This window comes from Flavobacterium sp. WV_118_3 (assembly GCF_039778605.1).
Lineage (GTDB): Bacteria > Bacteroidota > Bacteroidia > Flavobacteriales > Flavobacteriaceae > Flavobacterium.
In genome coordinates this window covers 3538212-3552966 of the sequence record NZ_CP156060.1, presented here as the reverse complement: position 1 = coordinate 3552966, position 14755 = coordinate 3538212, and the positions used below count along the sequence as shown (strand labels likewise).

Here is a 14755-nt window from a genome sequence, read left to right as displayed (position 1 = left end):
GTTGCGAAATAAACAACAAACCAAGACATTTCGAAGTCAATTTTATTTTTATGTTAAAAATTAACCTTGTTTTTAGATTTTTTGTTATAAATTTATATAATTTTGCAGTCTTAAAAAAATAATAGGTATGGGATTCGATTGGAAAGAATTTTTTACGGTAGGAATGGTTTTATTTGCGGTGATCGATATTTTCGGAAGTATCCCGATTATTGTTGATTTACGCAACAAAGTAGGCCATATACAATCTGAAAAAGCCTCTATAGTCGCGGCTGTGATCATGATTTCCTTTCTTTTTGTAGGAGATGAAATTTTAAAACTTATCGGAATCGATGTCAACTCGTTTGCCGTTGCCGGTTCGTTTGTATTATTTTTTCTGGCACTGGAAATGATCTTAGGCATCACACTCTATAAAGATGATGCGCCCAATACAGCATCCATAGTACCGATTGCCTTCCCGCTGATAGCCGGAGCCGGTACCATGACCACTTTACTATCCTTGCGCTCGGAATATCAGACGATCAACATTATCTTTGGTATTCTGGCCAACATTCTGATTGTATACCTGGTTTTAAAATCATCATCCCGAATCGAAAAAACATTGGGTAAAAACGGACTAGGTGTTATCCGCAAGGTATTTGGCGTGGTTCTTTTAGCGATCGCTGTTAAATTATTCGCAGCTAATGTTAAAGGTCTGTTTGTTTAAGCAGATTTTTACTAATTTCACCGCCATAATTTAACTACTCGTAGTTCTTTTTTTATTTACAATGAAAATTTTCTCATACATACTAATCGCTGCCGCGTTGGGGTTAATACTTTTTAACCTAACCTTACTGGATTTTTCGAATCTTTTTGAAGGCAACAGTTTAGTGGCGTTAATCGGCATTGTGGCTTCGTTATGCGCTGTTTGTATTTTATTAATCTTCAAGATGTCGAAAGCCATCGAAGAAAAAACAAAAGGAAACTAAGACATGTTTGATGTTTTGCTAATTGGTGGCGGTGTAGCCGGGGTTTCGTGTGCCCTTATATTAGGGTCGGCTCAAAAAAAGAGTTTTGTAACCGATAAAAAAATAGGCATTATCACCCACCAGAAAGCGTCGTCGTTACAAGACGCGCTATTCAATAACGCCTATGGTATTCCGGCAGGAAAACCGGGTTCGGAAATTCTAACCGAAAGCACCGATCATCTGGCACAAACCTACCCGCATATCATACAAATTCCGGACGAAAAAGTTATCAAAGTCGAAGGAGCATCCGGCAACTTTACCGTAACGACAAACAAAGCCTCTTATAAAACCCGTGCGATTGTAGTCGCCATCGGTTCATCCAACCTTTTCGGAATAGAAGGCCTGGAACACTATATTGAACCACACCGCAAAGCATTACCGGAGAAAAACCGTATCCAGCTTAAAAACAATGATCATCTTGTTGCCGACGGTATTTATGTAGCCGGGACGCTGGCCGGATGGAGAAGTCAGCTTGCGATAGCCGCCGGAAGTGGCGCATCGGTAGCAACCGACCTCCTAACGTTATGGAACAACGGAATTGAAACCCACTCTCACGACAGTATACGAAAATAAAAAAAGGAGCCTAGGCTCCTTTTTTGTGTTATTTTTTAGCGGCTTCAAACACCGCTTTAATCATCGGATCTTCTTTTAAAACCAACTGATAATAATGTTGCTCATCAAATAACTGACGTACAAATTCGGCAGCCAGATATTGTTTGACCTTATCTTTGTTTTTATCCAGATTAAAAATAAGCCCGCTTTTCGACAAATGTTTACGGAAACCATCGTAATAAAAATCGGTACTTTTCACCTTACTTTCCACTTGTGGAATCATTAACTTCTGAAATTGCATTCTTTCGCGATCCAATTCTTCAAAAACAAAATAGCTCACAATTCCAGATTGCATGATCATGTTTAAGGCTTCATCCCCGTGTTTTCCTTCCATCGGGACAAAAATATCCGGAATGATACCGCCACCACCATAAACCGTTTTTCCTTTTTTGGTTTTAAACTTCAGGCTATCCGCAACTTTGATACTATCGAATGCGTATAATTCGCCGTTCTCGAAACGCTTTTCAAAATCGCCGTAATACGCTTCCAGACCTTTATTATACGGTTTTTGGATCGATCGTCCCGAAGGCGTATAATAACGCGCCACCGTTAAACGAACAGCAGAACCATCTCCTAATGGCATTTCCCGTTGCACCAAACCTTTTCCAAACGATCGTCTTCCCACAATCAGTCCGCGGTCGTTATCCTGAATCGCTCCGGCTAAAATTTCACTTGCCGACGCACTGTTTTCATCGATCAGAATATATAGTTTTCCGTTTTCAAAACTACCTTTCGAAGTAGCATTACTCACGTCCTCCACTCCTTTTCGGTTTTTGATTTTAACGATCTGCTCTTTATCTTTCAGGAACTCATCGGCAATTTCCACCGCGCGTTCCATATAGCCACCACCATTATTACGTACATCGACAATAAGTTCTTGCACACCGGCTGCTTTTAGCTTTGACAGTCCCTGATGAAACTCTTTAAAAGTAGTCTCAGCAAAACGGTTAATTTTAATATATCCGATTTTATTATTGAGCATTAAAGCCACATCCACACTTTTGATTGGCACCAAATCGCGGGTTACATTGACTTTAAACTTTTTGTTTTCCGTTTTTCTAAAAATGGTTAGCTCTACTTTGGATCCTCTCTCCCCTTTTAATTTTGAAAAAAGCGTATCGTTGGATATTTTCTTTCCGAATAATTTACTATTGCCTGCAAACAAAATACGGTCACCCGCACGAATTCCGGCTCTTTCGGAAGGCCCATCTGCGATGGGTTTGATAACCGCCACCGAATCTTTATAGGTATAGAAATTCACGCCAATTCCCACAAAGTCACCTTTCATACTTTGCGCTACGGATTCGAACTCGTTTTTAGCAATATAAACCGAATGTGGATCGAGTTTTTCGAGAATACCGTTTACGGTAATATCCACAATCGAATCGGTATTGACCTCATCGACATATTCGTTATTGATAAAATCCAGTAGCTTATTGAGTTTATTTTTACTCGCGTTTGAAGAAAAATTCGCCGTTGGAGCCGAAAAGTTAAGATAGCCCCCAATAAGCACACCCACAGCGAGTGCCGTAGTGATGATTACCGGCAAATATATTTTTTTAATTTTCATACCAATCCAAATCAGCAATATGCTCTACCTCTACACCTGCTTTTGTCAAAAAATCAAGTCCTTCTTCATCTTTATATCCCTGATAATAAACAACCCGTTTAATTCCGGACTGATGAATCAGTTTACTACAATCCTTACAAGGCGATAAGGTAATATATAAGGTTGCTCCTTCGCAGGATTGTGTGGATCGGGCCACTTTCGAGATTGCATTCGCTTCGGCATGCAATACATACCATTTGGTATACCCTTCATCGTCTTCGCAGCAATTCTCAAATCCGGATGGTGTTCCGTTATAACCGTCGGAAATAATCATACGGTCTTTTACAATGATGGCACCAACCTGTTTTCTTTTACAATACGACAACAGGCTCCATTCTTTAGCAATTCTCAAGTAGGCCTTATCGTATTTATTCCGTTTTTGTTCTTTCATTCAATGTATTAGTTACTTGTAAACCATCACAAAAGGTAATGACCTATCGTTATAGCCCTGATGGAAGCGACATCCTTGTTGCACCAACACGATATAGCGGACAGCAGGAATACGGAATACAAAAATACGCAAACGTTTCGCTACTGATACTGAAAAGATAAGCATTTTTTTTAGCGGTTCCAAATTTCACTACTGATGATCATCGGTAATACCACACCGATCACAAAAGCCGACATAACCAGTGTCCAGTCGCGTTTGGAAAAGCGGAAAAAAGTCTGAATAATATAAGAAAGGATTAACACCACCAGTACCACAATAATTTGGGCTGTTTCGATACCCAATGCGAATTCGAGCAACGGTAGTAATTTATCGGATGCAGCGCCCGGTAATATGGTTTTAAAGTAATTGGAAAAACCCAATCCATGAATAATTCCAAAGAAAAGCGTTACGAAAGCCACAAAACTGACACTTTCGTTTTTGGATGACTTTCCGGCGGTAAACAAATGAAATAATGCCGTCACCAAAATGGTAATCGGGATCAGAAACTCGACCAGATTGGCCTTAATATATACGATTCCATACACCGATAACATAAGCGACAAGGTATGTCCCAAGGTAAAAAGCGTCACGAGTAACAACACCCGCTTCCAGTCTTTAAACGCATAGGGAACCACCAAAGCGATCAGAAACAAAACATGATCATAAGCATTGATATCGAGCACATGACGTAATCCGATGTTAAAGTATATCCAAAATTCTGACATAGTATTTCTTTTAATTTGACTTGGGAATCCAAACTTACAATTATTTTTGATATTTCTATACTCCGCCAACAAAAGCTGCCATTTTGTTTTAACAGGATAGGAAATAAAGTATATTTGTACCTGTACAACACCATTTAATTGTAAAAATATGTCATTTTCAGATTTATTTGATAGCGAATTTAAGTCCCGTAACAAAGGGCACTTTTCAGCTATCGTACGAGTTGCTCTTGCAGACGGCGACCTGACTCAGGAAGAAAGAAACTTCTTAGACAAGTTGGCTATTCAGTTGGAGATTTCGAAAGAGGAGTATGAAGAAATTCTGGAGAATCCTTTAAAATATCCGATTAACCCTCCTTATTTATACACACAACGTTTAGAGCGTTTGTATGATTTATCCCGTATGGTTTATGCAGATCATATTCTGGGCCCGAAACAAAAAGAAATCCTGATGCGTTTCGTTTTGGCATTAGGCTTTACACCAAGTAACGCTTCTTATATTGTAGACAAAGCGTTTTCGTTATTAGTTTTAAATGTAGATCTGGATACGTTTATATACGAAATGCAAAACATGAACAAATAATCCGGTTTTACCGAATAAAAAAGTCCTGAAAATTCAGGACTTTTTACTTTATAGACCTGACAGGTCTTATCTTATTGCATCGCGTTGGCCATAAATTCTTCCGCTTTTTCCACCATGTTTCGACTTCCGCAGAAAAACGGTACGCGTTGATGCAATTCCGTCGGCTTAATTTCCAGGATACGATCAAAACCATCGGATGCTTTTCCTCCGGCCTGTTCGGCGATAAAAGCCATCGGATTGCATTCGTATAACAAACGCAATTTTCCATTGGGTGCCTTGGAACTCGTCGGATAAATATAAACCCCACCTTTGATCATGTTTCTATGAAAATCGGACACCAAACTTCCGATATAACGAGACGTATACGGACGATCGCCTTCTTCCAGCTGACAATATTTGATATAATCTTTAACCCCTTGTGGGAAATGAATATAATTTCCTTCGTTAATCGAATAGATTTTTCCGTCCGGTGCATATTTCATATTCGGGTGCGACAGGTAAAATGTACCGATAGCCGGGTTTAACGTAAAACCATTTACCCCGTGACCGGTCGTATACACCAACATGGTCGACGTACCATAGATTACATAACCTGCTGCTACCTGATTTACGCCCGGTTGTAAAAAATCTTCCAGTGTTACCGGTGTTCCCATTGGCGTAATTCTACGATACACCGAGAAAATCGTTCCTACCGATACGTTCACATCAATATTGGACGATCCATCTAACGGATCCATTAACACTACATATTTGTTATTATGACTGGCATCTTTCCCTTGAACGGTAATAAAATCGTCATTTTCTTCGGACGCGATTCCGCAGACAATCTCACGATTGATCAACGTTTGAATAAAAACCTCATTGGCATAGACATCCAGTTTTTGCTGATCTTCGCCCTGAATATTCTGTTCCCCGGCCGCTCCAACGATATCGACCAATCCGGCTTTATTTACTTTGTGGCTCACCACTTTTGCCGCCAGACGAATGGAATTGATAATTCGGGACAATTCCCCGGATGAGTACTTGAATTCTTCCTGTTTTTCAATGATAAACTCACCTAACGTTTTATTGCGATCTTTCATTATTTATTAGAGTTGTTGTTGTGTTTTCGAGTACAAATATCGCTATTTTTGTGCAATGCCAATATATTTTATTCCGGCAATCACAAAACACTTAATTTCCGTAAAATGAACATTCGAAAAGGACAAAAAGAAGATATGCCAGCCGTACTCGGGCTGATCCGCGAACTGGCGTTATTTGAAAAAGAACCGGATGCCGTAGTGGTTACCGCCGACGAACTGGTGCGCGACGGTTTTGGTGAAAACCCACTTTTTAAAACCTTTATCGCCGAAGTCGACCATGAGATAGTTGGTATGGCTTTATTCTACTATCGCTATTCAACCTGGAAAGGCAAAACGATTCATCTGGAAGATCTGATTGTAAATGAAAAAATGCGCGGTACCGGATTGGGACATGCTTTGTATGCCGAAGTGATCAAACAAGGCGAAAAAGACAAGGTGCGTCGTATCGAATGGGCTGTACTGGATTGGAACCAAAATGCGATTGACTTTTACGAAAAATCGGGTGCCAAAGTTTTAAAAGACTGGTATGTCGTACAAATGGACGAAGCCGGAATCAGTAATTTCACAAATAGCTTACAGCCGCGTTAAAGCGACTGTAATCACACTATTATACAGGTCTAATTTTTAAACAATGAGAGTATTCAAATTTGGTGGCGCCTCTGTAAAAGATGCCAGTAGTATTAAAAACGTATACGACGTTTTGCAAAAAGTAGGTTTTGACGATGTTCTTCTGGTTGTTTCGGCAATGGGAAAAACCACAAACGCTTTGGAAGTGGTTATAAAGAACTATTTTGATAAATCGGCGGAGCTCAAGGCTTCCATTCAGGAAGTCAAGAAATACCACAACCAGATTTTACTGGATTTGTTTGAAGACGAGAAACACGATGTATTTACAGCGGTAAACCGCCATTTTACGGATATGGAGTATTTTCTCGGTACCAACAAATCGCCCAACTACAACTTTGTATACGATCAGATTGTAGGGTATGGCGAAATTGTATCGACTACCATTCTGAGTTATTATTTTAACCATAGTGGCATTAAAAACCAATGGGTGGACGTACGTAATTTGATCAAAACAGACAACACTTATCGTGATGCGATTGTCGATTGGGAATTAACGCAAAAAACCATTTCTAAAAACATCAAAAAGAATGTTTTAAACATTACTCAGGGATTTTTAGGATCGGATGAAAACAATTTCACCACCACATTAGGTCGTGAAGGCTCCGATTATACAGCTGCTATTTTTGCGTATTGTTTGAATGCCGAAAGTGTGACGATCTGGAAAGACGTACCGGGTGTTTTAAATGCCGATCCGCGGTATTTTGAGAATGCAGTCCTGCTCAATCAGATTTCCTACCGCGAGGCGATTGAATTGGCTTTTTACGGTGCTTCGGTAATTCACCCAAAAACCTTACAACCGCTACAGAAAAAGGAAATTCCGTTATATGTAAAATCGTTTATCAATCCGTTGTTACCGGGAACCAGCGTTTCCAAAGGTGCCGATCTGGAACCGCAAACTTCGTGTTTTATCGTTAAGAAAAACCAGTTGCTACTTTCCCTTTCCTCGATTGATTTTTCCTTTATCATGGAAGAAAACATCAGTGCGATATTCGGATTATTCCACCAGTACAAAATAAAAGTGAGCTTGATCCAAAATACAGCGATTAGTTTTTCGGTTTGTCTGGAAGACAAATTCAATCATTTTAACGAACTGAAAGCCACTTTGTCAAAGAAATTCAAAGTGACCTATAACGAAAATGTCTCCTTGTACACGATTCGTCATTTTACAGACAAAGCCGTACAAATGGTTGAAAAAGACAAAACGGTACTAGTAAAACAAATGAGCCGTGAGACGATGCAGATCATCACTATTGAATAGAACTGCAATTAAATAAAAACGGTATAATATTTAATTAAATATTATACCGTTTAAAGCTAAGCCAAACTAACTCCTATTTAAAATTGAGTGTTCTATATATGCAATACCATTATGATTTTCGATTATTTTAACACACTGTGTATTTGAAAAAGTATGCATAAATGCATGATGTGTAGTAAGAACAGCATCCTGTAATTCTTGATCTTCTTCAAGAGATGTAATATTTAAACCTATAGCAACACATTCCTCCTTTGAAATATGCCTTGAATGTGATTTTTGTTCTGTGTGATCCGCGAATGTTTTAATTACATTATTAACTTTATCAGGGTCAGAAGCAAACATGTTTTCAGAAAGCCATTTTGCAACCATTTTTTCAGACCAATCAATAGCTTGCTGACATGCCCCAAGCAGTGTTGGATGATATTTTGATATAATCACTTGCCATAACGCTGCAGAAGAAGGGTTTTTCATTATATCATCTTTAGCCCTTTCAAATTCTTTCAATATTGCTTGGCATGCAACACCCCCAATTTGCGGATCTATTGGTCCCAAATTTGAATGCTTCCCTAAAATAATTTCAGAAGAGGAAAAAGCAATCATAGTACCAGCAGACATACATATTTGAGGGACAATAACTCTTATATTTTTATCAAATATTGCATATAAATAATCCACCAATGATTCCGTCGCTGCTATATCCCCTCCAGGAGTATGCAGGATCAAATCAAGTCCTTTATCTTTATCTAGCTTATGAATTGCTAACATAAAACCAGATTTATCTTTATCATTCACAGCAGTATCCGAAGATGTTGGTTTTTGCAACCAACCAGAATAATATGCAATAACATTTCTACCTGTAATCTCTGATATTTTTTTCAAATATTTCCTTCTAATTACATCTAAAGGATTAGAACTGGAATTTTTAAGCTGCTCTTGTTTAATCTCTTCTATTACTTCATTCCAGTTTGGCATAGCAACTCACATGTTAAAGATGTTGAATTTGAAACAATTACAGGAGAATAATTATCATCATACAATGAAAACATTTTGAAATTATTCCCTTCTCCATTCCATTCAGTAACAACCACTACTGAGTTAGGTATATCTCCTTGAGAAATTATATTATTATACTCCTCAAAAAAAATATCCTCTTTAATTTGAGGTATTTGCTTCTTATTTTCCATGACAATACGTTTTAAAATTACAAATAACACATACAAATGTAACTACAATTACACATCTTTTCTAAATATACAACTTTTATCCAAAACAAAAAAACACAAACAACATTTTCAAACAAGTCATAACCAACTCTCAGCGCCTTTAGTTTCCTCCAAATCTTCATAATTCTAAAAACATAAATCATTAAAAAATTTAGCCCTTTTTAATGATTTTCCCTTCTAACACTTCCTTCTTTTTAAAATTTCTATTGAAATTACACTACTTTTGACATTTTGGAGTTATATCTGTATGCTGAAAAAATGGATTTTGATTCTGGTATTGTTTTGTATTTCCGGCCTTTATGCCCAGGAAATTGAAACGCCCTATAAATCCAAAAAAATCCGGGTTACCCAAGATACCCTTACGATTGACAATGTTAGCATCAACAAAGCCTTTTTTAAAATATTAGACAAAGCCGGAAATGAGATTGACAGCACCTATTATACCGTCGATTATCAGAAAGGCAAATTGCATTTTAGAAACAATTTTCAAAGTAGCGACACACTAACCGTTCGTTATTTAAAATTCCCGGAATACCTGACCAAAAAATATACAATTTACGATCCGTCGCGCGTAGTGAGCAACGGAAACGGTCAGCAATTATACACCATCAAACGGGAACCGGTGAACAACTTTAAACCGTTCGACGGATTGAATACGTCCGGAAGCATCACCCGTGGTATCACGATCGGAAACAACCAAAACACCGTTTTAAACTCCAATCTTGACTTACAAATCACCGGAAAAATTTCCGACAAAGTAAGCCTTCGCGCTTCCATTCAGGACAGTAATATTCCGTTACAGGAAGGCGGTTATTCGCAGAAACTGGACGAATTCGATCAGATTTTTATCGAATTGTTTTCCGACAAATGGAATGTCCGTGCCGGAGACTTATTTTTAGAAAACCGACAATCCCGTTTTCTGAATTTCAACAAAAAAGTACAGGGATTATCCACCCATTTCACCTTTGGTGACACAGGAGGCAAAACCGATGTTTTCGCTGCGGGAGCTTTGGTTCGCGGACAATATACCCGAAGTACCTTCGTCGGACAGGAAGGCAATCAGGGACCTTATAAATTAAAAGGCCCGAATGGCGAATTATACGTATTGGTTATCTCCGGATCCGAACGGGTTTATGTGAATGGAATCCTGTTGAAACGCGGCGAAAGCAACGATTATATTATCGACTATAATGCCGGTGAGATCCGTTTTACGTCGTTATTTCCGATCACTTCTGAAATGCGGATCAACATCGAATACCAATATACCGATCGAAATTACACCCGGTATGTAGCATACGGAGGCGTAACCCACGAACGCGACACCTGGAGCGTAGGTGGATTTTTGTATTCCGAAAGCGACATTAAAAGTCAGCCGTTACAACAAAACCTATCGGCCGAACAAATTCAGATTTTGAGCGAAGCCGGGAACGATCCCAACCTGATGAACGCGCCTTCGGCTTACCCGGACAGCTATTCCGAAAACAAAATTCTGTATAAAAAAGTCATCGCTAACGGCGTAACGACCTATGTCTATTCCAACAACCCACAAGACGAATTGTTCAACGTTCGCTTTACGTTAGTTGGCAACAATCAGGGGAACTATATTCTGGCCAACAACCAAGCCGTTGGGCGCATCTATGAATACATCGCGCCGGCAAACGGTATTCCGCAAGGAAACTACGAACCCATCGTCCGACTGGTTGCACCGACAAGTATTCAGATTGCAACCTTCCTCGGAAAATTTAATCCCAGTGAAAAAACACTCGTTGACTTTGAAATCGGTTTAAGCAACAACGACAAAAACTTATTCTCAAATATCGATGATCAGGACAATCAAGGATTAGCCGGACGCTTTAACGTCAAACAACGGCTATGGTCCAAACGTTGGGAAATAGACGGTTTTGCGAACTATCAGTTTGTACAGCAGAAATTCAAAACCATCGAACGTCTTTTCAGTATCGAATTTGACCGCGACTGGAACCTGACGAATCCACTTGGTGATCAAAGCCTATTGGTTTCGGGATTAAATTTTCGCTTGCCACAAACACCCCAATCCCGCAACAACGGTTTTGCCCGCTATCAATTGGAGAAACTCGATTTTTCCGAAAGCTTTTCCGGAACCCGTCATGTAGTCGAAGGTCAATTTCAACTGGACAAATGGGCGTTTCGAAACAACAGCAGTTTTCTAAATAGTAGCAGTACGTATTCCACTTCCAAATTTATCCGAAGCAATACTCAGGCCAAATATCATATTGGCAAAAACTGGGTTGGCGGTAGTGTACGCATGGAAAATAACGAAGAAAAAATAAAAGAAACCAATCAATTCACCGCCTTAAGTCAGCGGTTTAAAGAATTTGGGGCTTTTGTAGGTCGTGGTGACAGCACCAAGGTTTATATGGAATTCGGCTATTTACAACGGACGAACGACAGTTTGCAAAATGGCCTACTGACGAAAGTCAACACCTCCCGTTCGTATTACCTGAAATCGCGTTTGCTACAAACCGAAAAAAGTGATTTATCGGTATTTGTGAACTATCGGAATTTAAAATACGAAGATCCGGCGCGTGGTAGCGAACCTTCTTTAAACTCCCGTTTATTGTATAATGATCGTTATTTCAATCAACTGATTCAGGTAACAACCGCCTACGAAACCACTTCCGGACGCATTGCCCAGCAGGAATTTACTTACTTACAGGTCGAACCTGGACAAGGGATTTATATGTGGAACGATTATAACGGCAACGGTATTCAGGAGTTGGAAGAATTTGAGATCGCTCAGTTTCCGGATCAGGCGAAATATGTCCGCGTATTTTTACCGAACCAGATTTTTATCAAAACCCATCAAAACAAATTTTCGCAATCGGTAACTTTAAATCCGAACCAATGGCAAAACGAAACCGGATTTCGAAAACTATTGTCGTATTTTTACAACCAGACGTCTTTTATTATCGATCGGAAAATCATCCGCAAAAGCGATAACTTCGACCTGAATCCGTTTTTTGGAAACGACGATGATTTACTCGGACTGAATTCCAGTTTCCGAAACAGTTTGTTTTACAACCGCGGGAAACAAGATCATTCCGTGACCTATACCTTTTTAACCAACCGATCGAAAAATTTGTTATCGGTTGGATCACAAGAAAACACCAATTCGTCTCATCAGATTCAGTATGCGCATTTGGTTCAGAAGATCTGGTTGTTTGGATTTAACGGAAAAACCATCCAATCCAATACTTATTCCGAAAACTATGCGAGTCGGAATTTTGAATTAAAAGGGTATCAATTGGCGCCTAAAGTATCCTATTTATTTTCTAAAAATGCCAGTTGGGATATCTTCTACGAATACCAGTTAAAAGAGAATAAAATATCCGATTTTGAAACGCTTAATCAACAACGGATCGGAACTTCGTTTAGCTATGCATCCGACAAGCGTTTTACGATAAACGGCGAACTATCGTACTATCAAAACAAATTCACCGGAAACGAGTTATCGCCAGTGGCCTATCAGATGTTGGAAGGATTACAAGCCGGCGAAAATCTAACCTGGCGACTGCTTTTACAAAAAAACCTGACGCAATATCTAGACGTTAATCTGAACTACCAGGGACGTAAAAGCGAAACGAGTCAGACGATTCATACCGGGAATATCCAATTGCGGGCTTATTTTTAGAAATCTACTGTTAGTCGAAACAATAACTTTACCTGTTGAAAAAACTGCTTTCGACTTGGCTCATACTCTCTAACTCTCCTAGCCACAAAACTTTTTCATTCCATATCAAAACACGCCATACTACTTTAGAGTACTGATACACAATGAATAACATATACCAATTTTAATACATCTATATTTACTAATTTTAATACATTTGTATTTACTAGTAGAAGCACATGCATATTCACTAGTAGAAGCACATGCATATTCACTAGTAGAAGCACATGCATATTCACTAGTAGAAGCACATACGTATTCACTAGTTTAAGCACCGTTATTATTAATAATTAAAAACTTATTTAATTATGGCAACACCTCAAGAACGTTTAATAGAAGCACTCACTTTTTTAAAGGACATACAAGACAAAGGCATTACTGGCATTCACACCGATGATATTCCCAACATAAAATACCGTAAACTACTCTTAAAAAAAGGTTTTATGAAAGAAGTCTCTAAAGGGTGGTATATCGCTACTGATCCAAACGAAAGAGACGGCGAGACAACTTCCTGGTATAGTTCTTACTGGGATTTCATTGTACAGTTCCTTAATCGTAAATATGGCGATAATTGGAATCTATCAGCCGATCAGTCATTACTTATTCACGCTGGCAACTGGACTGTTCCGCAACAATTAATCATCCGCACTTCACAAGGTAATAACAACCCTACTCCGTTACCTCATAACACATCAATATTAAACCTAAAAACAGAAACACAGCCTTCTGAACAAATCGAAGTTCAAAAAGGTGTTCGCTTATACAATTTACAATCTGCATTAATTTACTGCTCTGCTCCCATATACAGTCACAACCCTATTGAGACTCGTACAGTACTTTCTTTGATAAGCGACGCATCAGAATTGCTACCTATATTATTAGAGAACGGACACACTACTTTAGCCGGGCGTCTTGCTGGCGCATTTAGGAATATCGGAAGAAAAAAAATAGCCGACCAGATTGTAGAGACGTTCAAAGATGCCGACTATGATATCCGTGAAGAAGACCCGTTTACAAGCAAACTTACTATTCAATTACCCACTCGCGAACGTTCTCCATATGCTAACCGTATCCGCCTAATGTGGATGGAAATGCGTGAAGCGGTTATTGCTAATTTCCCTGTTTCTCCAGGTCTAATCACAGATTACAAATCATACCTAAACAACATTGACCATATTTTCGTTACAGACGCCTATCATTCTCTTTCGATCGAACGATATAAGGTAACGCCCGAACTAATTGCAGAAATAAGCAGTGGTGAGTGGAATATTAAAGAAAATGAAGAAGACCGAAGACACAGAGATGCCATGGCTGCAAGGGGATATTTCCAAGCATTCAATGAAGTTAAAAACACAATCGAAAATATATTAAAAGGAGCTAACTCAGGAATACAGGTAGAACTTGACCTCGCCAAATGGCATCGTCAATTATTCGACCCAAGCGTGAGTGCAGGAATACTTCAAACATCCGACCTGGCCGGATATCGCAATCATCAGGTTTATATTAGTAATTCCAAACACGTTCCACTTAACGTAGATGCTATGCGTGATACTATGCCCATACTATTCGAGTTACTCGAAGAAGAATCTGAGGCCTCAGTAAGAGCCGTGTTAGGACATTTTATTTTTGTCTTTATTCACCCTTATATGGATGGCAACGGAAGAATCGGTAGATTCTTAATGAATGCTATGTTAGCTTCGGGCGGTTATCCTTGGACCGTTATTCCGGTGGAAAGACGAGAAGAATATATGCAGGCTCTTGAAAGCGCAAGTGTCTATCAAGATATCGTTCCTTTTTCCAGATTTCTTGGCTATTTGGTTGAAGAAGGGCTAAAAGGTAAAGCCGTAGCGGAACTACCTAAATAAAAAAACCTGCACTTTTCAGTACAGGTTTTTA

At 39.0% G+C, this 14755-nt stretch carries 15 protein-coding genes; 8 read left to right on the top strand and 7 right to left on the bottom strand.

All coding sequences use genetic code 11. The features are described 5' to 3' along the window. Positions 1-127 precede the first annotated feature (127 nt). From ABFU83_RS16555 to ABFU83_RS16545, 3 genes are all read left to right on the top strand, one after another. Complete coding sequence (locus tag ABFU83_RS16555; RefSeq protein ID WP_347067538.1) at positions 128-703, top strand: MarC family protein; 576 nt, start codon at positions 128-130, stop codon at positions 701-703. Positions 704-764: 61 nt separating this feature from the next. Beyond that, positions 765-965, top strand: coding sequence for a hypothetical protein (locus ABFU83_RS16550; RefSeq protein WP_347067536.1), 201 nt, complete (start codon positions 765-767; stop codon positions 963-965). A gap of 3 nt (positions 966-968) precedes the next feature. After that, entirely contained in the window at positions 969-1577 is a 609-nt protein-coding gene (locus tag ABFU83_RS16545; RefSeq protein ID WP_347067534.1) for an FAD-dependent oxidoreductase, read from the top strand. Positions 1578-1605: 28 nt separating this feature from the next. On the opposite strand, the gene ABFU83_RS16540 is transcribed toward ABFU83_RS16545, so the two are convergent. The 4 genes from ABFU83_RS16540 to ABFU83_RS16525 are packed head-to-tail and all read right to left on the bottom strand — an operon-like array spanning position 1606 to position 4380. Next, positions 1606-3186 (bottom strand): S41 family peptidase, encoded by a 1581-nt coding sequence (locus ABFU83_RS16540; RefSeq protein WP_347067533.1) that lies wholly within the window; start codon positions 3184-3186, stop codon positions 1606-1608. After that, entirely contained in the window at positions 3176-3616 is a 441-nt protein-coding gene (locus ABFU83_RS16535; protein WP_347067531.1) for a dCMP deaminase family protein, read from the bottom strand. The genes ABFU83_RS16540 and ABFU83_RS16535 overlap by 11 nt, the downstream gene beginning before the upstream one ends. A 12-nt stretch (positions 3617-3628) precedes the next feature. Then, positions 3629-3781: a hypothetical protein gene (locus ABFU83_RS16530; protein WP_347067529.1), complete on the bottom strand. Its 153-nt coding sequence runs from the start codon at positions 3779-3781 to the stop codon at positions 3629-3631. Positions 3782-3786: 5 nt separating this feature from the next. Continuing rightward, positions 3787-4380, bottom strand: coding sequence for a HupE/UreJ family protein (locus ABFU83_RS16525; protein ID WP_136403753.1), 594 nt, complete (start codon positions 4378-4380; stop codon positions 3787-3789). Between the two features lie 148 nt (positions 4381-4528). On the opposite strand from ABFU83_RS16525, the gene ABFU83_RS16520 reads away from it, so the two are divergent. After that, positions 4529-4960, top strand: coding sequence for a TerB family tellurite resistance protein (locus ABFU83_RS16520; protein WP_347067528.1), 432 nt, complete (start codon positions 4529-4531; stop codon positions 4958-4960). Between the two features lie 71 nt (positions 4961-5031). Here ABFU83_RS16520 and fbp read toward each other — a convergent pair whose 3' ends face one another. Then, positions 5032-6042 carry a class 1 fructose-bisphosphatase gene (gene fbp, locus ABFU83_RS16515; protein WP_347067526.1) on the bottom strand — a complete coding sequence of 337 codons (1011 nt, stop codon included), beginning with the start codon at positions 6040-6042 and terminating at the stop codon, positions 5032-5034. Between the two features lie 105 nt (positions 6043-6147). Between fbp and ABFU83_RS16510 the strand changes: the two genes are divergently transcribed. Then, positions 6148-6630, top strand: a complete 483-nt coding sequence (locus ABFU83_RS16510; RefSeq protein ID WP_347067524.1) for a GNAT family N-acetyltransferase — start codon at positions 6148-6150, stop codon at positions 6628-6630. A gap of 43 nt (positions 6631-6673) precedes the next feature. Then, positions 6674-7927, top strand: a complete 1254-nt coding sequence (locus tag ABFU83_RS16505; RefSeq protein ID WP_347067522.1) for an aspartate kinase — start codon at positions 6674-6676, stop codon at positions 7925-7927. Positions 7928-7993: 66 nt separating this feature from the next. Here the strand turns inward: ABFU83_RS16505 and ABFU83_RS16500 are convergent, their stop codons facing one another. Continuing rightward, positions 7994-8899, bottom strand: a complete 906-nt coding sequence (locus ABFU83_RS16500; protein ID WP_347067521.1) for a S49 family peptidase — start codon at positions 8897-8899, stop codon at positions 7994-7996. Next, complete coding sequence (locus ABFU83_RS16495) at positions 8878-9111, bottom strand: hypothetical protein (protein WP_347067519.1); 234 nt, start codon at positions 9109-9111, stop codon at positions 8878-8880. Before ABFU83_RS16495 ends, ABFU83_RS16500 begins: the two co-directional genes overlap by 22 nt. 286 nt (positions 9112-9397) lie before the next feature. On the opposite strand from ABFU83_RS16495, the gene ABFU83_RS16490 reads away from it, so the two are divergent. Together ABFU83_RS16490 and ABFU83_RS16485 are read left to right on the top strand one after the other, a co-directional pair. Then, positions 9398-12820: a hypothetical protein gene (locus ABFU83_RS16490; RefSeq protein ID WP_347070231.1), complete on the top strand. Its 3423-nt coding sequence runs from the start codon at positions 9398-9400 to the stop codon at positions 12818-12820. A 347-nt stretch (positions 12821-13167) separates the two neighbouring features. Then, positions 13168-14724 (top strand): Fic family protein, encoded by a 1557-nt coding sequence (locus tag ABFU83_RS16485; RefSeq protein ID WP_347067517.1) that lies wholly within the window; start codon positions 13168-13170, stop codon positions 14722-14724. The last annotated feature ends 31 nt before the right edge of the window (positions 14725-14755 follow it).